General features: G+C 69.7%; 19 protein-coding genes. 10 read left to right on the top strand and 9 right to left on the bottom strand.

Going from position 1 to position 23834, the window contains the following annotated elements; all coding sequences use genetic code 11:
* Window positions 1-24: 24 nt before the first annotated feature.
* The 4 genes from P0L94_11460 to P0L94_11445 all read right to left on the bottom strand — a co-directional run bounded on the left by P0L94_11460 (window position 25) and on the right by P0L94_11445 (window position 5255).
* Window positions 25-864, bottom strand: a complete 840-nt coding sequence (locus P0L94_11460; protein WES63071.1) for an ATP-binding cassette domain-containing protein — start codon at window positions 862-864, stop codon at window positions 25-27.
* Entirely contained in the window at window positions 861-2726 is a 1866-nt protein-coding gene (locus tag P0L94_11455) for a dipeptide/oligopeptide/nickel ABC transporter permease/ATP-binding protein (protein ID WES63070.1), read from the bottom strand. Before P0L94_11455 ends, P0L94_11460 begins: the two co-directional genes overlap by 4 nt.
* Window positions 2723-3664: an ABC transporter permease gene (locus P0L94_11450; GenBank protein WES63069.1), complete on the bottom strand. Its 942-nt coding sequence runs from the start codon at window positions 3662-3664 to the stop codon at window positions 2723-2725. The genes P0L94_11455 and P0L94_11450 overlap by 4 nt, the downstream gene beginning before the upstream one ends.
* A gap of 61 nt (window positions 3665-3725) precedes the next feature.
* On the bottom strand, window positions 3726-5255 hold the full coding sequence (locus P0L94_11445) for an ABC transporter substrate-binding protein (GenBank protein ID WES63068.1): 1530 nt from the start codon (window positions 5253-5255) through the stop codon (window positions 3726-3728).
* Window positions 5256-5449: 194 nt separating this feature from the next.
* Between P0L94_11445 and P0L94_11440 the strand changes: the two genes are divergently transcribed.
* Both P0L94_11440 and P0L94_11435 read left to right on the top strand, forming a co-directional pair.
* Entirely contained in the window at window positions 5450-6148 is a 699-nt protein-coding gene (locus P0L94_11440) for a TetR/AcrR family transcriptional regulator (GenBank protein ID WES63067.1), read from the top strand.
* The gene (locus P0L94_11435; GenBank protein ID WES63066.1) at window positions 6145-8562 is read left to right on the top strand and encodes a glycoside hydrolase family 2 TIM barrel-domain containing protein; all 2418 of its coding nucleotides are present in this window, start codon (window positions 6145-6147) and stop codon (window positions 8560-8562) included. Before P0L94_11440 ends, P0L94_11435 begins: the two co-directional genes overlap by 4 nt.
* A 27-nt stretch (window positions 8563-8589) precedes the next feature.
* Here the strand turns inward: P0L94_11435 and P0L94_11430 are convergent, their stop codons facing one another.
* The 3 genes from P0L94_11430 to P0L94_11420 are packed head-to-tail and all read right to left on the bottom strand — an operon-like array spanning window position 8590 to window position 12064.
* Window positions 8590-9948 (bottom strand): MFS transporter, encoded by a 1359-nt coding sequence (locus P0L94_11430; protein WES63065.1) that lies wholly within the window; start codon window positions 9946-9948, stop codon window positions 8590-8592.
* Window positions 9945-10403, bottom strand: a complete 459-nt coding sequence (locus tag P0L94_11425; GenBank protein ID WES63064.1) for a MarR family transcriptional regulator — start codon at window positions 10401-10403, stop codon at window positions 9945-9947. The genes P0L94_11430 and P0L94_11425 overlap by 4 nt, the downstream gene beginning before the upstream one ends.
* 50 nt (window positions 10404-10453) lie before the next feature.
* Window positions 10454-12064, bottom strand: coding sequence for an MFS transporter (locus P0L94_11420; protein WES63063.1), 1611 nt, complete (start codon window positions 12062-12064; stop codon window positions 10454-10456).
* A 67-nt stretch (window positions 12065-12131) separates the two neighbouring features.
* Here P0L94_11420 and P0L94_11415 point away from each other — a divergent pair, with 67 nt between their 5' ends.
* The 7 genes from P0L94_11415 (at window position 12132) to P0L94_11385 (ending at window position 19284) form a co-directional block, all read left to right on the top strand.
* Window positions 12132-12983: an alpha/beta fold hydrolase gene (locus P0L94_11415; GenBank protein WES63062.1), complete on the top strand. Its 852-nt coding sequence runs from the start codon at window positions 12132-12134 to the stop codon at window positions 12981-12983.
* 131 nt (window positions 12984-13114) lie between these two features.
* Window positions 13115-13444 carry a hypothetical protein gene (locus P0L94_11410; protein ID WES63061.1) on the top strand — a complete coding sequence of 110 codons (330 nt, stop codon included), beginning with the start codon at window positions 13115-13117 and terminating at the stop codon, window positions 13442-13444.
* Window positions 13445-13516: 72 nt separating this feature from the next.
* Window positions 13517-14566, top strand: a complete 1050-nt coding sequence (locus P0L94_11405; protein ID WES63060.1) for a biotin/lipoate A/B protein ligase family protein — start codon at window positions 13517-13519, stop codon at window positions 14564-14566.
* A 105-nt stretch (window positions 14567-14671) separates the two neighbouring features.
* Window positions 14672-15745 carry a LacI family DNA-binding transcriptional regulator gene (locus tag P0L94_11400; protein ID WES63059.1) on the top strand — a complete coding sequence of 358 codons (1074 nt, stop codon included), beginning with the start codon at window positions 14672-14674 and terminating at the stop codon, window positions 15743-15745.
* Window positions 15742-17250: a sulfatase gene (locus P0L94_11395; GenBank protein WES63058.1), complete on the top strand. Its 1509-nt coding sequence runs from the start codon at window positions 15742-15744 to the stop codon at window positions 17248-17250. Before P0L94_11400 ends, P0L94_11395 begins: the two co-directional genes overlap by 4 nt.
* A gap of 126 nt (window positions 17251-17376) precedes the next feature.
* Window positions 17377-18222, top strand: a complete 846-nt coding sequence (locus tag P0L94_11390; protein ID WES63057.1) for a site-specific DNA-methyltransferase — start codon at window positions 17377-17379, stop codon at window positions 18220-18222.
* Between the two features lie 66 nt (window positions 18223-18288).
* Entirely contained in the window at window positions 18289-19284 is a 996-nt protein-coding gene (locus P0L94_11385; GenBank protein ID WES63056.1) for an LLM class F420-dependent oxidoreductase, read from the top strand.
* Here P0L94_11385 and P0L94_11380 read toward each other — a convergent pair.
* Complete coding sequence (locus P0L94_11380) at window positions 19281-20768, bottom strand: carboxylesterase family protein (protein ID WES63055.1); 1488 nt, start codon at window positions 20766-20768, stop codon at window positions 19281-19283. The two genes, P0L94_11385 and P0L94_11380, sit on opposite strands and share 4 nt — an antisense overlap.
* Window positions 20765-21358 carry a helix-turn-helix domain containing protein gene (locus tag P0L94_11375; protein WES63054.1) on the bottom strand — a complete coding sequence of 198 codons (594 nt, stop codon included), beginning with the start codon at window positions 21356-21358 and terminating at the stop codon, window positions 20765-20767. The genes P0L94_11380 and P0L94_11375 overlap by 4 nt, the downstream gene beginning before the upstream one ends.
* 126 nt (window positions 21359-21484) lie before the next feature.
* Here P0L94_11375 and P0L94_11370 point away from each other — a divergent pair, with 126 nt between their 5' ends.
* Window positions 21485-23791: a glycoside hydrolase family 3 C-terminal domain-containing protein gene (locus tag P0L94_11370; GenBank protein ID WES63053.1), complete on the top strand. Its 2307-nt coding sequence runs from the start codon at window positions 21485-21487 to the stop codon at window positions 23789-23791.
* Window positions 23792-23834 lie beyond the last annotated feature (43 nt).

Below are 23834 nucleotides of genomic sequence, written 5' to 3'. Positions count from 1 at the left end.
AACGGGTCCCGTCGATGCCTCCGATCAGGCGCTCGCCTCGGCGGCGAGCATCGCGCGCCGTGCTGCGCGCCGCTCCTCCTGCTTGTCGGGATCGGGCACCGGCGCGGCCATGAACAGCCGCTGCGTGTAGGGGTGCTCGGGGTGGGAGGTGACGCGGTCTCCGTCGCCGGACTCCACGATCTCGCCTCGGTACATCACCGCGACGCGGTGGCTGATGTGGCGGACGACCGCGAGGTCGTGGGTGACGAAGAGGTATGCCACGCCGGTGCGCTCCTGGATCTCGATGAAGAGGTCCAGGACGCGCGCCTGAGTCGACAGGTCGAGGGCCGAGACCGGTTCGTCGCACACGATCAGCCGCGGGCTCAGCGCCAGTGCGCGCGCGATCGCGACGCGCTGCCGCTGTCCGCCCGAGAACTCCCGAGGCAGGCGGCTGCGCGCATCGGCGGGCAGACCCACCTGGTCGAGCAGTTCGCGCACGCGCCGCTTGGCGTCCGAGGAAGACGTGCCGGCGGCGGTCAGCGGCTCGGTGAGGATCTGCTCGATCGTCATCGACGGGTTCAGCGACGAGTAGGGGTCCTGGAACACCACCTGGATCTCGGAGCTGAGCGCCCTGCGCTCCCGGCGGTCGAGGTGGGAGATGTCCTTCCCGTCGAAGATGATCGACCCCTCGGTGACGGGCGCCAGTCCGAGCGCCGCGCGACCGAGCGTGGTCTTTCCCGAGCCCGACTCGCCGACGAGACCCACGGTCTCCCCGGGCAGGATGTCGAGCGAAACGCCCTTGAGGGCGCGGAAGGGCTCGGCTCGGAACCCCTTGCCGGGGTACTCGACGACCAGGTCCTTCACATCCAGCAGCGGCGCGCTCATGCCTGTGCTCCCTTCGCGACAAGCGGTCCGCGGGCGGGACCCTCGTCGAGGATCGCGTCCAGCAGTGTCTTCGTGTACGGATGCTGCGCGTCGTTGAAGATGGCGCGGACCGGACCCTGCTCGACGAACAGGCCGTTCTGCATCACGGTGACGCGGTCGCAGAGGTCGGCGACGACGCCGAAGTTGTGCGTCACGAGGAGCATCGCCATGTGGCGCTCGCTCTGCAGATCGCGCAGGAGCTCCAGCACTTCCGCCTGCACCGTCACGTCGAGCGCCGTCGTCGGCTCGTCCGCGATGATGAGGTCGGGGTCGGTCGACACCGCGCCGGCGATCAGCACGCGCTGGGCCATACCGCCCGATACTTCGAACGGGTAGGCGTCGAAGGTGCGCCGCGGGTGGGGGATGCCCACTCGGGCGAGCAGGTCGAGCGACCGCTCCGTGGCCTCCTTCTTCGACAGGCCGAGGTTCTTGCGCAGCGGCTCCACGAGCTGGCTGCCGATCGTGAACGACGGGTCGAGGTTCGACATCGGCTCCTGCGGGATGTAGCCGATGCGGGCACCGCGCACGCCGGCGTAGACCTTGTCCGAGGCATCCGCGAGCTGCGTCCCCTCGTAGTCGATCGACCCCGCGGTGACGTGACCCCCGCGGGGGAGCAGTCCGAGGACGGCGAACGCGGTCTGCGTCTTGCCCGACCCCGATTCGCCGATGAGTCCGTGCACCTCGCCCTTGCGGATGTCGAGCGAGACGCCGTGCACGACCTCGATGTGGGAGCCATCGGGCTGGTCGTAGCCCACCCGCAGGTCCGAGATCTCGAGGACCTTCTCGCTCACCTTGCTGCGCGCGTCCTCGCGGTGGACGATGACGCCGGAACCATCGAAGACGGGCGGTTCGTCGAGATCGACGATCTCGTCGCGACCGCTCGTGGACACCGAGGTGGTCACGGCGGCGATCGATCCGGTCGCGGTGGCGACGGCGCGACGGCGCTTGCGGCGCACGGTGACAGTGCGCTCCAGCTCGTCCCGCATCACGTTCGCGAGCAGCGTCAGGGCGATACATGTGAGGCCCAGCGCCAGCGCGGGCCACAGCATCAGGATCGGCTCCTTGTAGATGTTCTTGAACCCGTCGTTGAGCATCGAGCCCCACGTCGGCACCAGCACATCGCCGAGGCCCAGGAACTCCAGGCCCGACTGGATCGCGAGGGCGATGCCCGCGATGATCGCCGCCTGGATGATGATCGGCGCTCGCACGACCGACAGCACATGCCGTCCGATGATGCGGGTGTCGCTCAGGCCCGACACGCGGGCGGCGTCGACGTACAGCTCGGATCGCACGGCCGTGACCGCGGCGAAGACGAGACGGAAGAACGCCGGGGCGAGCAGCAGGCCGAAGATGAACATGGCGACCCACACGGAAGGACCGAACACGGCGCGTGCGGCCAGCAGCACCACGATGCCGGGGAGCGCCATCGTCAGCTCGGTCACCCAGGTCGCGGCGGTGTTGAACCACCCCTGGTAGTAACCGGCGATGAGGCCTGCTGCGACGCCGATCACCAGCGAGACCACGATGGCGAGGAGAGCGGCCAGCACGGTCGTCTGGGTCGCGACCAGCAGTCGTGAGAGCACGTCGCGGCCGCTGCCGTCGGTGCCGAGGATGTGCTCGGCGCTGGGTGAGGCGAGCACATTGCGGATGTCTGCGAAGTTCGCGTCCTGGGGTGCGATCGCCGGGCCGATGACGGCGATGACCGCGACGAACGCGAGGAACACGAGTGAGGCGATGCCGAGGGGTCGACGCAGAAGGCGACGCCACAGGGCGACCCTCACGGGGGCGGTGGGAACGGCAGGAGGGACGTCGATGGCGGTCATGAGAGTCGCACCTTCGGGTTGAGCGCCGCCTGGGCGAGATCGATGAGGAGGTTGACGACGACGACGATGATCGCGAACGCGATCACCAGACCCATCACGACGGGGATGTCGCCGAGAGTGGTGGCCCGCACCGAGAGCTGACCCATGCCGGGGATGGCGAAGATCTGCTCGACGATGACCGCACCGCCCAGGAGGCCGATGAACTGGACCGCGAGCACCGCGAGGGCGGGACCGCCGGCGTTGCGCAGCACGTGCTTGTACACGACGGAGTTCGCCGGCAGGCCGCGCGAGCGCAGCGTGCGGACGTAGTCCCGCGACATGGCGTCGATGACCGAACCGCGCACCTGCTGTGCGACGGTCGCGATCGCGCCGATCGACAGCGCGATGATCGGCAGGGTCACCGACGACAGCCACCCGACGACCGACGTCGAGATGGGGATGTACCCGGTGGCTTTGAACCAGCCGAGGTTGATCGCGAAAACCAGGACCAGCATGAGCGCGATGAGGAACCCGGGGATCGCGAAGCCGATGAGCGAGAAGATCTGGACGCCGGCGTCGACGCCGCCACCGCGACGCGCGGCGAGGACGCCCAGCAGCACGGCGACGATCGCTGAGAGGAGCGTTGCTCCGATCACGAGCGAGAGGGTGACCGCGACGCGACCCGAGACGCCGACCGTGACGAGCTCGCCGGTGAACCAGCTGCGTCCGAGGTCACCCGTGAGCGCCGAGGTGAGCCACTCCCAGTACTGCACGAAGAACGGGCGGTTGAGCCCGAGCTCCTCGGCGCGCTGGGCGACCGTCTCGGCCGTGGCGTTCTCACCCAGGATGCGCCGGGCGATGTCGCCGCCTCCGAGATAGAGCAGAGCGAAGGCGAGGAACGAGATCACGAAGAGCAGGATGACGCCCGAGGCGAGGCGGCGGAGGATGAATGTGAGCATGGTGACTCTCCCATCTGGTGCGGGCCGTCCGCGCGGATGAGGCGCGGACGGCCCGAGCTGATCAGTTCTTCGGCGAGAAGCCGAAGATCGACGGGTAGGCGTTCACGCTCCACATCTCCAGGTCCGTGTTCGCGTCCACGGCGTACGTGCCCTGCACGCGGAAGAACGGAGCGAACCAGGCCTGGTCGACGAGATAGGCGTTGAGGTCCTTGGTCGCCTGCGCGGCTTCGTCCTCGGTGCCCAGCTGGATGGTGCTGATGTACTCGTCGACCTGAGGGTCCTGCGAGTGGAACGGGTTGAACGTCGCCTGGGGCGCGATCATGAAGTTGATCAGCTGCCAGTCGGGGTTCTGCTCCAGTGCCATCCACGTGGCCGGGTACTTCGGAGCCAGCATGTCCGCGATGAAGTTCGCCGCGCCCGGATCGGTGTAGTTCACCGTGATGCCGATGTCGGCCAGCTGCTGCGCGACGAGGTCGAACGTGGTCTGGAACGCGGGGGTCGACATCATGTCGATGTCGAATCCGTTCGGGTAGCCGGCCTCGGCGAGGAGTGCCTTGGCGGCCTCGGGGTCGTACCCGTAGGTGCTGTCGAGCGACTCGTCGTAGGCGACCGAGCTCGTCGGGAAGACCTGCTCCGTGACGGTGCCGTAGCCGGCCTGCAGAGCGCTCAGGAGCGCCTCGCGGTCGAACGCCATGTTGATGGCCTGGCGCACTCGGACATCGCCGAGCTCCGGGGCCATCGTTCCGTCGCGGTCGAGCAGGAGCAGACCCTGGAAGTCCAGCTCGTTCGCCTCGATCGTCCATCCGGATGCTTCGATCTCGGGGATCTGGTCGTTGAGGGTGATCTTCGCACCGTTCGCCTCGCCGGCCTTGATCGCGTTGAGCGTGGCGGTCGGGTCCTCGATGACGTTGATCGTGAGGTTGTCGTACTTGACCGCGTCGGCGTTCCAGTAGTCCGGGTTCGCCGTGTACTGGTATGTGGTGCCGGTCACGGTCGCCGCGGTGTCGAGGATGTACGGACCGGAGCCGATCGGCTCGGTGGCCGCGTTCGGGTCGTCGAAGGTCGACGGCGCCTGGATGAGGCCCGAGGTCTTGGTGAGGATGCTCAGGAGCGAGGGGTCCGGCGCGTCCTGCGAGATCTCGACCGTGGTCGCGTCGACCGCGGTGAACTCCTTGCCGGCGAGCGTCGCCGCCTGCGGCGAGCTGCCGTCGCGGAATCGCTCGAGGCTGGCGACGACGGCATCCGCATCGAGGGGCGTGCCGTCGGTGAAGGTCACGTCGTCGCGGATCGTGAGCGTGAGCACCGTGCTGTCGTCGTTGTACTCCCAGTCCGTCGCGATCCACGGCTCGATCTCGCCCGTCGCGCTGTTCATCAGCAGTGTGTCGAACACCGCCTGGAAGAAGGCGCTTCGGTTGCCCCACTCGGCGCCCTGCCCGATGTCGTAGCTGGTCGGACCGACGATCGCGGTCAGTGTGAGCCGGTCGGCGCGCCCGGAGTCAGTGCCGCCGTCCGACTCGCCGCCGCCGGCGCAGCCGGTGAGCGCGAGTGCTGCGATGGCGGTGAGGGCTGCTGTGGCCTTCCATCGGAACATCCTTGGTCCCTTTCGTTGGGGGCGATCCGCCAATGGAGCGCCGTCTGGGGGTCGACCGTAACAGCAATACCAAGCGAACGCTAGGTTTTTGAGATAAAAAACTAGCGAGTACTAGAAATTCGTTATAGAACGGTATCCGAAGGGTCCGCCCGCAGCGCCCATGAGGGTGCCCACGGGCGGGATACGGTGTGACGATGACGGACTCCGACGCGAACCCCGCGGTGACTCGCACGCGCAAGCCGCGCGGCGAGTATGCGAAGAGCGCCGCGACCCGCACGGCGATCCTGGATGCTGCGCTGGAGGTGTTCGCGCAGTCGGGCTACCGCAAGGGATCACTGCGCGAGGTCGCCGCGCGCGTCGGGATGAGCGAGGCCGGTCTGCTCCACCACTTCAAGAACAAGAGCGCGCTCCTGCAGGCGGTGCTGGACCACCGCGACGACCAGTCGCGCGCAGTCGTCGATTTCGACACGGTGGACGGTGTGGAATCGCTGCGCGGACTGGTGGCGCTCGCGAATCACAGCGCCTCCACCCCCGGTGTGGTTGAGCTGTACTGCACCGTGTCGGCGGAAGCCACGGATCCGGCCCATCCCGCCCATGATTACTTCGTCCGCAGATACGAGTACGTCCGCGAGAGCACGAAGCTCGCGTACGAGAAGGTCGCCGCGGCCGGCCGACTTCTGCCGGGGGTGGACCCTTACCGCGCGGCGGTCGCGACGATCGCGATGATGGACGGCCTGCAGGTGCAGTGGCTCCTCGACCCGACCTCGACCGACATGGCCGAGGCGCTCGCCGAGTTCTTCCGGGGGCTCGTCACGGGTTTCGATCTCGATGGGCTCGAGCAGGCGCTTGATGCGCTCGAGCCGGAGCCCGACGCCGCCGAGGGCGCCGCATGATCCGCACGCCCCTGCTCGACGGCTGGACCGTCGGGCCCAAGCTCGGGGCGTTCGAGCAGCCGACACCCGACACCGCGCCGCGTCCCGTGCGCCTTCCCCACGACGCCATGCGAGACCTGCCTCGGTCGGCGGACAGCGACCAGGGCGCGGCCGCCGGCTACTTCCCCGGCGGCGTGTTCGAGTACGCCCGCATCCTGGACGTCCCCGAGGAATGGCGCGACAGGTCCGTCGTCCTGGAGTTCGAGGGCGTCTACCGCGATGCCGTCGTCCTCGTCGACGGGAACGTCGTCGCGCACGAACCGAACGGCTACAGCGCCTTCACCGTGGCGCTCGACGCGTTCCTGCGGCCGGGCGCGACCCACCGGCTCACCGTGGAAGCGCGCGCGCACCGCGACAGCCGGTGGTACTCCGGCGCCGGCATCTACCGGCCCGTCCACCTGGCGGTGTCCGATCCGGTGCACATTCCGCTGGGTGGAACCCGGGTGACCACGCCCGACATCGACGCACACCGCGCGGTCGTCGAGATCATGACGATCGTCGAGAACGAGACCCGCCGGGCGCGGAGCCTGCGCGTGCACTGGGAGGTCGTGGGCCCGGGCGGCGACGTCGTCGCAGAGGCGACGGCGCCCGTGACGGTGCTGCCCGGCGAGCCGGCGACGGCGCGCATGCGTGTCGCCGTCGAGCGGCCGCTGACGTGGCATCCCGATCACCCGTGGCTGTACGAGGTGCGCGCGCGACTTGTCGATGCAGGCGACGAGCTCGACACGGATGCCGCCACCTTCGGCATCCGGCGCGTGCAGGTCGACCCCGCGCGGGGTCTGCGCATCGACGGCGAGCCGGTGCTGCTGCGCGGCGCATGCGTCCACCACGACAACGGGCCCCTGGGTGCGGCGACGATCGACGCGGCCGAGGATCGTCGCGTGCGCCTGCTGAAGGAGGCCGGCTTCAACGCGCTCCGCAGCGCCCACAACCCGATGAGCCGAGCGATGCTCGAGGCGTGCGACCGCCAGGGCGTGCTCGTCATGGACGAACTGGCCGACGTGTGGACGCGCTCCAAGACGGCCTTCGACCGCGCGCCGTCGTTCCCCGAGCACTGGCGCAGCGATGTCGCGGCGATGGTCGCGAAGGATCTCAATCACCCGAGCGTCGTGCTCTACTCGATCGGCAACGAGATCCTCGAACTCGGCACGCCGCTCGGCGGTGCCTGGAGCCGTCGCCTCGCCGAGGAGGTGCGACGGCTCGACCCGACGCGGCCGGTGACGAACGGCATCAACGGGATCATCGCCAACCTCGACCGCATCGCGGACGCGATGGCGGAGCTCTCCGAGACGGATCCCAACACGATGATGGCGAACATGGGAGAGCAGATGGCGCTCATGAACGCCTCTCAGCTCGTCAGCGACTCCATCGAGGAGTCCGCGGCCGCGCTCGACGTCGTCGGCTTCAACTACGCCGACTCGCGCTACCGGCAGGACGCCGTCGACCATCCGCACCGCGTGATCGTCGGCTCCGAGACCTTCCCCGCGCACATCGACGCGATGTGGGCGCTCGTCACCGAGCTGCCCCACGTCATCGGCGACTTCACGTGGACGGGCTGGGACTATCTCGGCGAAGCGGGCATCGGGCGAGTCGACTACACCGACGCCGAGGGCTACGTCGCGACCGGAACGGCGGGCCCGTTCCCGTATCTGACCGCCGAATGCGGCGATCTCGACATCACCGGGCACCGGCGGACGATCTCGTATTGGCGCGAGATCGTCTACGGGCTGAGAGCGGAGCCGTACATCGCCGTGCACCGGCCGCGCCATCACGGCCGGCCGACCGCGACGACGCCGTGGTCGTGGGACGACACCGTGGCCTCGTGGACGTGGGACGTCGAGCCCGGCGCATCGGTCCTGGTCGACGTCTACGCGGATGCCGACGAGGTCGAGCTGCTCCTCGACGGCACGTCGCTGGGCAGCGCGCGGGTGGGGGAGGCGAAGTCCTTCGTCGCGCGCTTCGAGACGCCGTACCGGCCCGGCGAGCTTCTCGCCGTCGCGCGTCGCGGCGGCGCCGAGGTCGGCAGGCATGCGCTGCGCACCGCCGAGCACCCGGGACTCCGGATCCGGGCGGAAGAGCCCGCGGTCGACGCGGACGGGCTTGCCTATCTCGTCGTCGAACTCGCCGGCGATGCCGGCGTCGTGGCATGCGACGCCGACCGGCTCGTCACGGTCGCGATCGAGGGTCCTGGCGAGCTCGCGGGCCTCGGAACCGGCCGGGCGCGCACGGAGGAGCCATTCGCCGGACCGTCCGTCACGACCTACGACGGGCGAGCCCTCGCCGTCGTGCGGCCGACCGGTCCCGGCGTGATCAGCGTCTCGGCGATGTCGGAGGGGCTGGACGCCGCGGTCGCGGTCGTCTCCGTGCGGGAGTGAGCGCGGCCGGTCGCACCGGTCCCGTGCTCAGCCGGCCGCGCGCGGCTCCCGGACGTCGGGACGGGCGGGCAGGGTGATCGGCGAGGTCGTCGCGACCTGCTCGCTGAAGTCCTCGGGCACGGTGTCGATGACCTCGAGGGGCCGCGTCTCGTCGATGGTGAGGCGGAACCGGCGCTGTGCGTGTCGGTGCACGCGTCCCGACGTCAGCATCCACGTCAGACCGATCGCGAAGCCCGCCAGCACCGCGACGGCTCCCACCGTGATCGCCACGCGCGGGCCGAAGGTCGAGGCCACCCAGCCGGTGATCGGCGCGCCGATGGGCGTCGCTCCCATGATGACGGCCATGTAGAGCGCGAGCACGCGTCCGCGCAGCGCCGGGTCGGTCGTGGTCTGCACGTAGCCGTTGGCGGTGGTGAGCATCGTGACCGTCGAGAAGCCGACGAACACCAGGGCGAGGGCGTAGAGGCCGTACGCGGGCATGACCGCCGAAACGAGGGACGCGAGCCCGAAACCGCCGGCGGCGAACACCATGACCCGCACGCGAGCGCGGTCGCGCCGCGCCGCCAGCAGGGCTCCGGCGAACGAGCCGATGGCCAGGATCGAGCTCAGCACGCCGTAGCCGTCGGCGTCCTGTCCGAACTCCAGCGCCATCGTCGAGGCGAAGATCGGGAAGTTCATGCCGAATGCGCCCAGCAGGAACACCATCGTGAAGGTCACCCGGAGGTCCGGTCTGCCCCACACGTACCGGAACCCCTCCGAGAGTCGCGCGCGTCCGGATGCCCGCACGCGCGGCACGAGCTCGTGCGTGTGCATCGACACGAGGGCCACCAGCATCGCGAGGAACGTCGCGGCGTTGATGACGAACACCCAGCCGGTGCCGACGACGACGATCAGGAGGCCGCCGACGGCGGGCCCGATGAGCCGCGCCAGGTTGAACGACGCGGAGTTGAGGGCGATCGCGTTCGAGGCGTTCTCGCGGCTGACGACATCCGAGACGAACGCCTGCCGCGCCGGCGCGTCGAACGCGTTGGCGACGCCGAACGCGAGGGCGAAGCAGAACATGATCGGGAGCGTCATCACGCCGGTGAGCAGCAGGATGCCCGCTCCTGTCGCGAGCAGCAGCAGGCTGGACTGCGTGATCATCAGGATCCGCCGCCGGTCGAAGCGGTCGGCGACCCAGCCCGTGAGGCTCACGAGCACGAGCGGCGGGCCGAACTGCAGCGCCATCGTCACGCCCATCGCGGTGGCGTCGTTGTTGGTCAGCTCGGTCAGCACCACCCAGTCCTGGGCGGTCGCCTGCATCCAGCCGCCGATGTTCGAGACGAGGGCGCCGAGGAACCAGATGCGGTAGTTGAAGGCCGAGAACGACCGGAACATCGCCTTCATCGCGCCACCGCCCGCTCCATGATCGCCGCGGCTCGGGCCAGAGCTGCGCGGTCGTCTTCGTCGAGGTCGGCGAGGACTTCCTCGACCCACCGGTCGCGGCGGCGCACCGTCTCGTCGACGACGTCGAGGCCGGCATCCGTGAGCGAGATGTTCACCTTGCGCCGATCCTCCTCGTCGGGCGCGCGCGCGACCCACCCCGACTCCTCGAGGCAGTTCACGGTGCGGTTCATCGAAGGCGCGGTGACCCGCTCCCGTTCGGCGAGCTCGCCCAGGGTGTGGGCGCCGTGCACCTTCAACGAGGCCAGCACGGCGAACTGCCCGTCGCTCATGGCGTCGACCGCACGCTCGGCGCGCATGCGGCGGGCGAACCGGAACACCGCCATCCTCAGCTCGGCGGCGGCCGGAGCCAGATGCGCGTGATCGTCGGGGGTGGCTGAGGCGGGGGAGTCGTTCATGCGATTCGTTAGCCTAGCTCATTAGGCATGCTAACGAAAATCGCGATGCGTCACGCGGGAGGCTTCGCGACGGACTCCTCGGCCTCTTCCCGCCGCAGGTCGCCGCGTCCGAGCGAGAGGGTGGCGAACAGCCCGATGGTGAGGAAGCCGGCGGCGGTGAACGCCGCGAGGCGCGTGCCGTCGCTGAACGCGGTCTTCGCGTCGTCGGCGATGCCCTGGGTGTCCGGCGATGCCTCGAGCCCCGCGATCGCCCCGCCGGCGCTGTCGACCACCGATGCGACGATCTGATCGCGCTGGTCGGCCGGGACGCCCCGGTCGTCGAGCAGTCCGCCGAGGATGCCGCCGGTGCTCGTGAACAGCACCGTCCCGAGGATCGCGATGCCCAGGGCCGAGCCGACCTGGCGCGACGTCGACTGGGTGCCCGACCCCTGGCCGGACAGATCCACGGGCACATCCTGCAGGATGAGCCCGGTCAGCTGGGCGGTAGCCAGTCCCACGCCGAAGCCGTAGACGGCGAGGGCGGGGATGAGCCACCCCCATGCCGCGTCGGGGGCGATGACGAAACCCGCCCACGTCACGCCGACGATCTCGGCGATGATCCCCGCGCGCACGATCACCACCGGCGCGACCCGTCCGCTGAGTCCGCCGGCGAAGCCGCTCGCCAGGAACGAGCCGCCCGCCAGCGCCAGCAGCATGAAGCCGGTCTGCAGGGCGTCGAAGCCGAGCACGAACTGCAGCCACAGCGGCAGCGACAGGATGAGGCCGAACTCGCCGAGCGAGACGACCAGCGCCGCGACATTGCCATTGCGGAAGGACGAGATCCCGAACAGCGACGGCTCGATCAGCGTTCCGCGCCCGGCACGGCTGCGGCGGATCTCCCACGCCGCGAACGCCGCGAGCGAGAGTGCGGCGACGGCGAAGGCGAACGGGATCGGCGAGATCGACCACGGCCAGGTGAATGCGCCGAAGTCGATGGGGTCGTTCGCCTCCCACCATCCGTAGGACCGACCCTCGATGAGGCCGAACACCAGCGAGCCGAACAGGAGCACCGACAGCACGGCGCCGAGGATGTCCATGCCCTTGTGGCTTCTCTCCCGCGATTCGGCCACGGTGAGCGACACCCCGATGAGGATCAGGATGCCCAGCGGGATGTTGATGCCGAACGCCCATCGCCACGAGAACTCCGTGGTCAGCCATCCGCCCAGCAGCGGGCCCACGGCGGCCATGCCGCCGATGGTGGAGCCCCACACGGCGAAGGCGATGCCGCGCTCGCGGCCGCGGAAGGTCGCGTTGATCAGCGACAGCGTCGTCGGGAGCATCATGGCGCCCCCGACGCCCTGGACGAGGCGGGCGAGGATGAGCAGGCCGCCGGTCGGCGCGAGAGCGGCGAAGATCGACGAGCCGGCGAAGATGACCACGCCGATCAGCAGCATCCGCTTTCGCCCCCAGCGATCGGCGAAGCTGCCGAAGAGCAGCAGCAGTGAGGCGAAGACCAGGGTGTAGGCCTCCTGCACCCACTGCACCTCCGTCGAGGTGATGCCGAGATCGTCGACGATCGCGGGGATCGCGACGTTGACGATCGTCGAGTCGACGATGATGAGCGACACGGCGATGCTGATGAAGACCAGGCCGATCCAGCGGCGCGCGAACATGTCCGTCATGATTCGCTAGATTATCTAGCAATATCCGATTCCGCCAGGGCTGCCGTGCGTGCCTAGACTCGGGGCCATGCCCGAGTTCATCGACGCGCACGGCATTGCGATCGTCTACGACGTCCACCCCGCCCGGACGACGCCGCGAGCGGTCGTCCAGCTGCTCCACGGCGTCGGCGAGCATGCGGGTCGCTACGGGGCGCTGGTCGAGGCGCTGACCGCAGAGGGTTACACGGTCTATGCCGACGACCACCGGGGGCACGGGCGGACCGGGCTGAAACAGCACTCCGGTGAGGTGGAGAAGATCGGACGCCTCGGCCCCGGCGGTCTCCGTGCCGCCGTCGCGGCGGTGTGGCAGCTGACGGGCATCATCCGCGACGAGAACCCCGATCTTCCGCTGGTGCTCCTCGGTCACTCGTGGGGCTCCTTCCTCGCGCAGATGCTCGTCGACGACCACCCCGACGGGTACGACGCCGTCGTGCTGAGCGGGACCTCGGCCCGCTGGCCCGGCTACCTCAACAGCGGAGCCCTCAACGCCCGGTGGGACGGCCCCGACGCCCACGGCGCCGAGTGGCTCGCGTCCGACCCCTCCGTCGGGCAGGTGTTCGTGGACGATCCGCTGACGACCCTCACCCCGCTCCAGAAGCTGTTCGGGCCGCTCGACACGCTGCGACTGGTGGGTCTGCCGCGGAAGAACCTCGAGCGGGACCTGCCGGCGCTCCTCATGGTCGGCCGCGACGACCCTCTGGGTGGTCCGCGCGGTGTGCACCGTCTCGCCAAGGCATACCGGGAGCGGTCGGGACTGACCGACGTGACCACGCTGGTGTACCCCGACGCGCGCCACGAGATCTTCAACGAGGTCATGCAGGCCGAGGTCCGCGCAGACCTTCTCGCGTGGCTCGACCGCCGCTTCGCGGCCCGCGACTGACAGCGGATAGCAGGTCGCCGCGGGTGCTGTCCAGCCCCCGCCTCCGATCACCGGTCCTTCGCGCCCGCTGGCTAGGCTGACCCGCGCTCGCCGAACCCGCGGCGGGTTCGTCAACGAGAAAGGCCACCACCGTGATCACTCTCAGCTGGCTCCTCCTCATCGCCCTCGTCGGCGGCGTGCTCGCCCTCGTCGACGGCGTGCTCCGGCTGCGCGGCCGCGGCGGCACCGTCCTCGGCATCATCGAGGTCGTCGTCGCGGCGCTGTTCCTGCTGTCCCTGTTCGTCACCGGCATCCCGTTCGGCTCCACCGTGCTGGCGGTCGCCGTCATCATCGTGCTCGTGATCGGGCTCATCCTGCGCGGGCGGGCCGCCCTCGCCCTGACCGTCGCGGCGCTCATCGTCCTGGCCGCGTGGATCGTGCTCGTCAACGAGTGGCTGATCGTCCCGGGAGTCAACGGCTGACCCGGCCACCGTGCGGCGCGGCCCGCCCCTCCGCGGGGACGGGCCGCGTGGCCGCGTGACTAGGCTGAAACCATGCACGGCGAGTACAAGGTGCCCGGGGGAAAGCTGGTCGTCGTCGACCTCGAGGAGCGCGACGGGCGCATCGCCGACTTCCGCCTCGCGGGCGACTTCTTCCTCGAGCCCGACGACGCCTTGGACGACATCGACGCCGCGGTCAACGGACTGCCGGTCGAGGCCGACGTCGCCGCGATCGCCGCCGCGATCCGCGCGGCCCTTCCTGAGGGCGCGCAGCTGCTCGGCTTCTCGCCCGAAGCCGTCGGCACGGCGGTGCGCCGGGCTCTCGTCACAGCGCCGGGCTGGCGTGACTTCGACTGGGAGATCGTCCACGAGCATCCGGTGTCTCCGCGCATGAACCTCGCCCTGGACGAGGTCCTCACCGGCCGCGTCGGCGACGGGCGGCGACGTCCGACGCTGCGCGTGTGGGAGTGGGACCAGTCGGCCGTCGTGATCGGGTCGTTCCAGTCGTATCGCAACGAGGTCGACCCCGAAGGGGCGGCCCGACACGGCTTCGACGTCGTGCGCAGGATCTCGGGCGGCGGCGCGATGATGATGGGCGCGAACGCGATCATCACCTACTCGCTCTACGTCCCGGCATCCCTCGTCGCGGGCATGACGTTCGCCGACTCGTACGCGTTCCTCGACGACTGGGTGCTGCAGGGGCTGCGCTCGCTCGGCATCGACGCGGTCTACCAGCCGCTCAACGACATCGCCTCACCCCAGGGCAAGATCGGCGGCGCCGCCCAGAAGCGCCTCGCCAACGGCGGCGTGCTCCACCACGCCACGCTCAGCTACGACATGGACGGTCAGATGATGACCGAGGTGCTGCGCATCGGGCGCGAGAAGCTCAGCGACAAGGGCACGACGTCGGCGGCCAAGCGCGTGGACCCGCTGCGGCGCCAGACCGGCCTGCCGCGCGAGGCGATCATCCAGAAGCTCGTCGACACGTTCGCCCACCTGTACGGTGCGGTCCCCGGCGGCATCTCCGAGGACGAGTATGCCGAGGCCGAGGCGCTCGTGGAGTCGAAGTTCGCCACGGACACGTGGCTGCACCGCGTTCCCTGACCTCGCTTCTCCGCATCGATCGAGCGGGCCTGGTGGGATCCGGCCTTGACTTCAAACGTTTGAATAGCTAAAGTCGCACGAAAGCCCGCTCGACGAGGAGATGACGTGACCCGGCGCCCGACCCTGAAGGACGTCGCCGAGCGCGCCGGCGTCTCGGTGTCGGCCGTGTCGTACGCGCTCAACGACAAGAGCACGGTCCCGCTGGCCGAAGCGACGAAGGAGCGCATCCGGGCCGCCGCCGACGATATCGGCTACGTTCCCAACCGCATCGCGCGTTCGCTGCAGGCGCGGGCGAGTGGCGCGATCGGCGTGATCCTCGACAAGCCGCTGACGCTGCCGCGGTACGCAGGCATCGTGCAGGGGCTCGGTGCGGGCCTGAGCGAAGCGGGGCTCCACCTCACTCTCGTGAGTGGCGTCGGCATCGACAGTGCACTCGAGGATGCCCGCGGAGGGCTGCTCGCGGGGCTGGTCTTCATCGGCCACGATGACCTGAGCGCTCCCGCCGAGCTCGTCGCGCGCGTGCGGAAGCACGGCATCCCGTTCGCCGCGCTCGATTGCGGCGACCCCGAGGCTCCCTACCCGAGCGTCGACTTCGACTACGCCCACGGTGTTCGTCAGATGATCGAGCACTTCGAGGGGCCGGGCATCGACCACCTCGTGTACGTTCGGCCCGACCTCGGCTCCCGTGCCGAGGTGCAGCGCGAGAGCGCGCTCACCGGCGAACTCGCGTCGCGCCCCCGGATCGATCTGACCGTCCTGTCCGACGGCATCACCGCCGAGCGGCTTCAGTCCTACGACGCCGATCCCGGCTCGGCGGCCGGACACGTGACGGCACTCGCCGCGAGCATCGAGAACACGCTGCGCGACTCGGGCGCTTCGCCCGGCCGCACCGCCGTGCTCTGCGCCTGGGGTGCCGACGCCGAGGCGGCCTACCGCGCCGCACGGGCCGTGGGCGGCGGCATCCGCGTGGGCTCCCTCGCGGCGGGCTCGCTCGCGCTCGAGCTCTGGCCCGACCTGGCCTACTCCCGTCTGCCGCTCGAGGCCGCTGGGCGCGCGTGTGCGGGTCTCATCGCCGCCGCTGCCGCCGGCCGCGCCGAACCCGAGCATCTGCTGCTCACCCCGACCCTGGGCGCCTCGAGCGTCTCGAATCCCCTCAGATCCACCGGAGGACCAGCATGACCAGACCGAACATCATCTTCATCATGTCGGACGACCATGCCGCCCATGCCATCTCGGCGTACGGCAGCCGCGTCAATCAGACGCCGCACCTCGACCGCATCGCGGCGGAGGGCATGCGCCTGGACGCCGTGTACTGCACGAACTCGATCTGCTCGCCGTCGCGCGCGACGATCCTCACCGGCACGTACTCGCACGTCAACGGCGTCTCCTCGATCTGGACCGAGATGGACTACCGGGTCCCGACGTTCATCGATGTGCTCCAGAGCGACGGCTACAAGACGGCCATGTTCGGCAAGTGGCATCTCGGCGAGCACGGGCAGTCGCTTCCGCGCGGGTTCGACGCCTGGAAGATCTTCCCGGGGCAGGGCGACTACGTCGACCCCGAGATGATCGACGAGAGCGGGTCGGCGAAGGTTCCGGGCTACGCCACCGACATCGTCACCGACCTGTCGCTGGATTGGATCGACTCGCTCGATGCGGATCAGCCGTTCGCGATGATGGTGCATCACAAGGCGCCGCACCGACCGTGGATCCCCGACGAGAAGCACAAGCACCTGTACGCGGACGGCGCCATCCCCGAGCCCGAGACGTTCTTCGACGACTACGAGACCCGCAGCAAGGCGGTGCGCGGAGTCCACATGACGATCGCCGACGACATGGGCGCGGACGACCTCAAGCAGGAGGTCCCCGAGCACCTCCGCGGCGAGGAGAACCGCGCGGCGCGCATGAGCTGGAAGTACCAGATCTACATGCGCGACTACCTGCAGTGCATCCAGTCCATCGACGACAACGTCGGCCGGCTGCTGGACCACCTCGAGGAGAACGGCCTCGCCGAGAACACCCTCGTGGTCTACACCTCCGACCAGGGCTTCTTCCTCGGCGACCACGGATGGTTCGACAAGCGGCTGATGTTCGACCAGTCCCTGCAGATGCCGATGCTGATGAAGTGGCCCGCCGAGATCGCCGCCGGCACCCGCTGCGAGGCCATCATCACCAACACCGACTTCGCCGCGACGTTCCTCGACATCGCCGGGCTGGATCCCGACCAGGCGCTTCCGACTTCGCAGGGCCGGTCGTTCCGTCCGCTGCTGCGCGGCGAGGAGGTCGAGGACTGGCCGGATGCGGCGTACTACCGCTACTGGGAGCACGACGACCCGATCCATGCCGCGCCCGCGCACTACGGCATCCGCACGAAGGATCACAAGCTGATCTACTACTACGGTGCCGGGCTCGGCGTGCCGGGCGCATCGGACCAGGTGTTCGAGCCGGAATGGGAGCTCTACGACCTGAACACCGACCCCACCGAGGTGCGCAACGTCGCGGACGACCCGGCGTACGCCGACGTCAAGGCGCAGCTGGAGGTCAAGCTCGCCGAGTACCAGAAGCACTACCGGGACGAGCCCTACGTCGGCCCCGGCACCCCCCGACCCGAATGGGGACCGTACGACGAGGAGCTGTTCGAGATGGTGCAGAAGTATGTCGAGGGGATCCGCTCCTCGAGCTGATGCGACGCGACACGATGCGCCCGGGAACGACCAATCCGGCCCGGGCGCGGGCGGATCTGGTGTTGTAGAGGGATGAGCGGCCCAGCGGCGAATCCAGCGGGTCTCGAATCGGCGAGCGACGCGTCCGTGTCCGTCGAGATCCACGAGGGCGACAACCTCGAGATCGCCCGCTCCTTCGACGACGGATCGTTCACGCTCGTCTACCTGGACCCGCCGTTCAACACCGGTCGACCGCGTGAACGCGTCGTGGAGACCGCGCGCCCCGCGGGCGAGAAGCCGGGCATCGTGCGCAGGGGGTTCCACGGACGCGAATACGAGCGGCTGCGCGGCGACATGCGCGCCTACGACGACCGGTTCGACGACTACTGGGGGTTCCTCGAGCCGCGTCTCGCCGAGGCCTGGCGTCTGCTGGCCGAGGACGGCACGCTCTACCTCCACCTCGACTACCGCGAGGCGCACTACGCGAAGGTGCTGATGGATGCGCTCTTCGGGAGAGAGCGGTTCCTCAACGAGCTGATCTGGGCGTACGACTTCGGCGCGAAGACGCGCAGGCGGTGGCCGACCAAGCACGACACGATCCTCGTCTACGTCAAGAACCCGGACCGGTACTGGTTCGACTCCGAAGCCGTCGATCGCGAGCCCTACATGGCGCCCGGGCTCGTCACCCCCGAGAAGGCCGAGCGCGGCAAGCTCCCCACCGACGTGTGGTGGCACACGATCGTCCCCACGACCGGTCGGGAGAAGACCGGTTATCCGACCCAGAAGCCCGAAGGGATCCTGAGGCGGATCGTGCAGGCATCGAGCCGTCCGGGCGACCGTGTGCTGGACCTTTTCGCCGGCAGCGGCACGACCGGGGCTGTCGCGTCCGCGCTCGGACGTGACGCCGTGCTGGTCGACGACAACCCGGCCGCCATCGACGTGATGCGGGCGCGGATGCCGCACGCCCGCGTCACCGACCGCGCGTCGCCGTAGCCGGAAGGCGTCGCCGAAGCATTCACGCCCTGGCGGCGGAAGTGGGAGCGCTCCTAGGCTGGCCGTATGCGATTCGGAATCTTCATCCCGCAGGGCTGGCGCCACGACCTGGTCGGCATCGACACGGCCGACCACTGGAGGGTCATGGGCACGCTCGCCCAGCACGCCGATCAGGGCCCCTGGGAGTCCCTGTGGGTCTACGACCACTTCCACACCGTGCCCGTTCCCTCCGAAGAGGCGACGCACGAGGCGTGGACCCTCATGGCGGCCTTCGCCGCAGCGACCGATCGCATCCGCCTCGGTCAGATGTGCACGTGCATGGGCTACCGCAACCCGGCGTACCTGGCGAAGGTCGCCGCCACCGTCGACATGGTGTCGGGCGGCCGGGTCGAGATGGGCATCGGCGGCGGCTGGTACGAGCACGAATGGCGTGCGTACGGCTACGGCTTCCCCGCGATCGGAGACCGGCTCGGGGCGCTGGACGAGGGCGTGGACATCATGCGGCAGGCGTGGTCGACCGGCACCGCCACACTCGACGGCAAGCACTATCAGGTCGACGGCGCGATCGTGCGCCCGCTGCCGATCCAGGAGGGTGGCATTCCGGTGTGGATCGCGGGCGGCGGCGAGAAGGTGACGCTGAAGATCGCCGCGAAGTACGCCGACTACACCAACTGGTCGAGCAGCCCCGAGGAGTTCAGTCGCAAGCGGGCGATCTTCGAGGACCACTGCGCCGCGATCGGGCGCGACCCGGGCGAGGTCGTCATGTCGGCGAACTTCAACACCGTCGTCGGCGAGACCGAGGGCGAGGTCGAGGAGCGCCTGGACCGGATCGAGGCGCGCATCGCCCCCTACCTCGGCGAGAAGACCGAGGCCTACATGGCCGAGTACCGCTCGCGCCGGGCCCTCGTCGGCACGATCGAGCAGGTCTCGGAGCGCCTCGACGACCTGCGTGCGCGCGGGCTCGCCTACGCCATCCACTACTTCCCCGAGCACGCGTACGACCGGTCGGGCGTCGACCTGTTCGAGCGCGACGTCATCCCCGCGATGCGCTCAGCGGGCTAGACGAGGGCTTCCACCGAGGCGTAGCCGTCGAGGCGGATGTCGCCGGTCGCCGCGTCGGCATCGAACATGCGCGTGGCGCCCGGCTCCTGAGACCACGGCAGCCAGCCGGGATCGCCGTGCCCGATGAGCGCGACCGCGCTGCCGTGGACCGCATCCGCGAGGGCCGGCGGCGGCGCATCGCCGGCGATGGCCGGAACGCCCGGCGCCGTGAGGCAGTCGAACCAGAAGGGCACGTCGATGCAGTGCAGCGCCCAGCGGAACGTCGGCGACGGCCAGGTGAAGCGGTAGACCCACGTGGGGGCGCCCGCTCGCGCCCGCGCGACGCGCACCACCGCCGACCGGAACACGGCATCACTGACGAAGCGGCCGAGCATCGCGGCGTCGCCCTTCGCCTGCTGCGCGCGATTGTCCTCGAGGTATCGCTCGAGTGAGAGCCCGTCCTTCAGGCGCAGACGGAGTGCCGCAGCGAGATCGATGTCGCCGGTCATGGCATCGGTCACCATCGTGAACTCGTCGTCGGTCGCGCCCAGCACGAGCGGCTTGTCGGCGCCGACCCCGTCGCGGATCGACGCGATCGTCGGGCGCGGGATCAGGTCGCCGTCGATCATGGGGCCCCACGCGAGGCCATCTTCGATCATCGAGACGATCGGGCCGAGGGCGCTCGTGGACGCCGGCGCCGCGACCTGCCGCTGCAGTTCGCTCACGCGCTCTTCGGAGAGCGTGGCGAAGCCGGCGCGGGTGGCGGGAACGCCCGCCAGCCGCGCCATCTCCACCGACAGCGCCTGCGCCCGCTCGAGCGGGATGTCGCGCAGCGGCCCCGACATCGACCACGCGGCGTGGAACAGGTGCTGTGCCGCGGGCATGCCCAGAAGCGTCAGGACGGCGCCGCCGCCGGCGGACTGCCCGGCGATCGTGACGCGGCCGGGGTCGCCGCCGAAGGCGTGGATGTTCTCCTGGACCCATTCGAGCGCGGCGAGCCAGTCGCGCACGCCTCGGTTGCCGGGAGCCCCGGGGATGTCTCCGAAGCCGTCGAATCCCAGCCGGTACGACACGGTGACGGTCACGACCCCGTCCCGGGCGAACGAAGCGCCGTCGTACCAGGGGCTCGCGGGCGATCCCGAGACGAAGCCGCCGCCGTGGATGTACACCAGGACGGGCATGGCCGGCGCGGTCTCGTCGGGCCGCGGCGTGAAGACGTTCAGATTCAGCGTGCTCTCGCCCGGCACGCTCGGCTCGGGGATGAGCGTGATCCCCGTGTCGCCGCGCTGGGGGGTGGCGCCGAACGCGGTGGCATCGCGCACGCCGTCCCACGCGGGCACGGGGGCGGGCGCGGCGAAGCGGAGGTCGCCGACCGGAGGCAGCGCGAAGGGGATGCCGAGGAAGGCGGCGGATGCGCCGGGCGTCCCCGCCTCGCCGCGCCAGGACCCTCGAACGATGCCCGGCGCGATCCGGACGTCGACGCCGGAGGTCGTCGCGGCGCTCATCGTGCGGCCTCCGCGTCGGCGGGCGACGTCGTGGCAGTGGGGTCCAGGGCCTGGAAGAGGGCCTCGATGTGCGCGGCCATGTCGATCGTGGAGTCCTGCATCCACTGCAGCTGGAGCCCATCGGCGACGGCGACGATGATGCGGGCGAGCGTGTCGGGCTCGACGGCGGACGTCAGACGTCCCTCGCGCTGCATCGCCGCAAGCGCCTCGGCGAAGCCGGTGCGCAGGCCGTCGCTGCGCTGGAGGAAATAGCGGTGCGCGGGGTGGGTGGGATCCGCGGCGTCCACGGCCAGCCGGGAGTAGAGCTGCACCAGACCGGGGACGTCGGCGTTGTGCCGGATCACGGCCACGAAGCCGTCGCGCAGCGCCGTCGGGTCTTCCGGGCGATCCGAGCCGAAGCTGCGGGAGTCCTGTTCATCCCTCTTGCGCAGCACCTCGGTGAACAGCTCCTCCTTGCTGTCGAAGTAGTGGAGGAGCCCCGCCTGGCTCAACCCGACCGCGTCCGCGAGCTCCTTCACGGACGCGCCGCGATAGCCCTCGCGCGCGATGACCTCGAGTGAGCGCTCGAGGATCTCCTCGCGCTTCGCCACTCCCTTTGCGTAGGAACCCCGCTGTGCCATGCCACCAGTAAACCGAATAATGCTTGATTTTTGAAAACCAAATGACATAAGGTTTTCTTGTCGCGCAGATCGCGGCAGAACGGAACGGATTCGACGATGACCGACACCACTCTGATCGCCTCCCCGGCGACCACCGCCGATCTCACGCTCGAGGAGAAGGCGTCCCTCACCAGCGGAGCGAGCTTCTGGTACACCAAGCCGATCGAGCGGGTCGGCATCCCGGCCATCATGGTCACGGACGGCCCGCACGGACTGCGCAAGCAGGCGGGATCGAGCGATCACCTCGGCCTCGCCGACAGCGTTCCCGCCACCTGCTTCCCGCCGGCTGTCGGCCTCGGATCGTCGTGGGACGTCGAGCTCGTCGAGCGCGTCGGTGAGGCGCTCGGCACCGAGACCGCGATCGAGAACGTCGGCGTCCTGCTGGGCCCGGGCATCAACATCAAGCGCTCGCCGCTGTGCGGTCGCAACTTCGAGTACCTCTCGGAGGACCCCATCGTGTCGGGCGTCATCGGCGCCGCGCTCGTGAAGGGCATCCAGTCGAAGGGCGTCGGCACGTCGCTCAAGCACTTCGCCGCCAACAACCAGGAGCACGACCGCATGCGCGCCAGCTCCGACATCGACGAGCGTCCGCTGCGCGAGATCTACCTGCGCGGGTTCCAGCGCGTCGTCGAGGACGCCCAGCCGTGGACGGTCATGTGCTCGTACAACCGCATCAACGGCGTCTACGCCTCGGAGGACCCATGGCTGCTCACGAAGGTGCTGCGAGACGAGTGGGGCTTCGAGGGTCTCGTGGTCTCGGACTGGGGCGCCGTCAACGAGCGGGTCGCGGGCGTCGCTGCCGGGCTGGACCTCGAGATGCCGTCGTCGAACGGCGTCACCGACGCGCAGATCGTCGCCGCGGTCCGCGAGGGCTCGCTCGACGAGTCCGTCGTCGACGTCGCCGCCGGGCGCGTGCTCGACCTCGTGCGCAAGGCGACCGAAGGGGCGGGTGCGGTCGAGGGTCCGCTCGACGTGGACGCCCACCATGCGCTCGCCCGCGAGGCCGCGGTCCGGTCGATCGTTCTGCTGAAGAACGCCGGTGACCTCCTGCCGCTGGCCACGAGCACGCGGCTCGCGGTGATCGGCGAGTTCGCCGAGAAGCCGCGCTACCAGGGCGCCGGCTCGTCGATGATCAACCCGACGCGCCTGGACGCGGCGCTCGACGAGATCCGCGCTCTTGCCGACGGCGACGTGACGTACGCGAAGGGCTTCTCACTGTCGCCGCAGGCGCCCACGCAGGACGAGCTGGCCGCGTGGCGGGACGAGGCCGTCGCCGCGGCCGCGGCCGCCGAGGTCGCCGTGGTGTTCCTGGGCCTTCCCGCGCGCCTCGAGTCCGAAGGCTACGACCGCACCGACATCGACCTGCCGGCAGAGCAGCTCGAGCTGCTCGACGCCGTCCTCGCGGCGAACCCCCGCACGGTCGTCGTGCTCTCGAACGGCGGCGTCGTGGCGCTGCCGTTCGCCGACCGCGTGCCTGCGATCCTCGAGGGCTGGCTGCTCGGGCAGGCCGGCGGCGGCGCGACCGCCGACGTGCTGTTCGGCGACGTCAGCCCGTCGGGCAAGCTCACCGAGACGATCCCCCTGCGACTGGAGGACACCCCCGCCTACCTCGACTTCCCCGGGGAGTTCTCGCACGTGCGCTACAGCGAGGGGCTGTTCGTCGGCTACCGCTGGTACGACGCGCGCCGCATGGACGTCGCCTTCCCGTTCGGTCACGGCCTGTCGTACACGACCTTCGCGTACTCGGATGTCGCCGTCGAGGTCGCAGTGTCCGGTGACCTCGAGGTGCGCGTCACCGTCACCAACACCGGTGAGCGCGCCGGCCGCGAGGTCGTGCAGGTCTACACGTCACTCCCGGTGAGCGACGTCCAGCGGCCCGAGCGCGAGCTGAAGACGTTCGCGTCGGTCGCGCTCGACGCCGGTGAGAGCCGCGAGATCGCGCTGGTGGTCCGTCGCAAGGATCTGGCCTACTGGGACATCCGCACCGATTCCTGGGTGGTCGAGGGTGGCACCTACACCGTCGATGTCGCCGCGTCGAGCCGCGACGTGCGCGCGAGCGCGGCCGTCGAGGTCGCCGGTGACGCCGTCGCCCTGCCGCTGACCCGCAACTCGTCGCTCGCCGAGGTGTTCGCCCACCCCGTGGCCGGACCTGTCGTGCAGCAGGCGATGACCGCGATGATGAGCGGCATGGCCGAGAGCGGTGCGGGCAACATCATGCCCGAGGGCGTGGACTTCAGCGAGATGATGGGTTCGTTCCCGATCGGCCGTCTCGGCATGATGTCGGGCATGAGCCCCGACGGCGCCGGCATCACCCCGGAGATGATCGACGAGCTGATCGCGATGGGCAACGCCCCGCAGGAGTGAACACGTCGTCTCGCCGCGCGCGCCGCGAGACGACGCATGCACA

The sequence above is a fragment of the Microbacter sp. GSS18 genome, assembly GCA_029319145.1.
Classification (GTDB): domain Bacteria; phylum Actinomycetota; class Actinomycetes; order Actinomycetales; family Microbacteriaceae; genus Microbacterium.
Note: the sequence above shows the minus strand (reverse complement) of the source record. Positions and strands in the feature narration are given on the sequence as shown.

Bases quoted from the DNA above. Each gene is read 5' to 3' on its own strand.
- P0L94_11430 (WES63065.1), bottom strand. From the start codon at position 9,948: ATGAAGGCGATGTTCCGGTCGTTCTCGGCCTTCAACTACCGCATCTGG.
- P0L94_11425 (WES63064.1), bottom strand. From the start codon at position 10,403: ATGAACGACTCCCCCGCCTCAGCCACCCCCGACGATCACGCGCATCTG.
- P0L94_11420 (WES63063.1), bottom strand. From the start codon at position 12,064: ATGACGGACATGTTCGCGCGCCGCTGGATCGGCCTGGTCTTCATCAGC.
- P0L94_11455 (WES63070.1), bottom strand. From the start codon at position 2,726: ATGACCGCCATCGACGTCCCTCCTGCCGTTCCCACCGCCCCCGTGAGG.
- P0L94_11370 (WES63053.1), top strand. From the start codon at position 21,485: ATGACCGACACCACTCTGATCGCCTCCCCGGCGACCACCGCCGATCTC.
- P0L94_11415 (WES63062.1), top strand. From the start codon at position 12,132: ATGCCCGAGTTCATCGACGCGCACGGCATTGCGATCGTCTACGACGTC.
- P0L94_11405 (WES63060.1), top strand. From the start codon at position 13,517: ATGCACGGCGAGTACAAGGTGCCCGGGGGAAAGCTGGTCGTCGTCGAC.
- P0L94_11385 (WES63056.1), top strand. From the start codon at position 18,289: ATGCGATTCGGAATCTTCATCCCGCAGGGCTGGCGCCACGACCTGGTC.
- P0L94_11380 (WES63055.1), bottom strand. From the start codon at position 20,768: ATGAGCGCCGCGACGACCTCCGGCGTCGACGTCCGGATCGCGCCGGGC.
- P0L94_11435 (WES63066.1), top strand. From the start codon at position 6,145: ATGATCCGCACGCCCCTGCTCGACGGCTGGACCGTCGGGCCCAAGCTC.
- P0L94_11450 (WES63069.1), bottom strand. From the start codon at position 3,664: ATGCTCACATTCATCCTCCGCCGCCTCGCCTCGGGCGTCATCCTGCTC.
- P0L94_11445 (WES63068.1), bottom strand. From the start codon at position 5,255: ATGTTCCGATGGAAGGCCACAGCAGCCCTCACCGCCATCGCAGCACTC.
- P0L94_11460 (WES63071.1), bottom strand. From the start codon at position 864: ATGAGCGCGCCGCTGCTGGATGTGAAGGACCTGGTCGTCGAGTACCCC.
- P0L94_11395 (WES63058.1), top strand. From the start codon at position 15,742: ATGACCAGACCGAACATCATCTTCATCATGTCGGACGACCATGCCGCC.
- P0L94_11440 (WES63067.1), top strand. From the start codon at position 5,450: ATGACGGACTCCGACGCGAACCCCGCGGTGACTCGCACGCGCAAGCCG.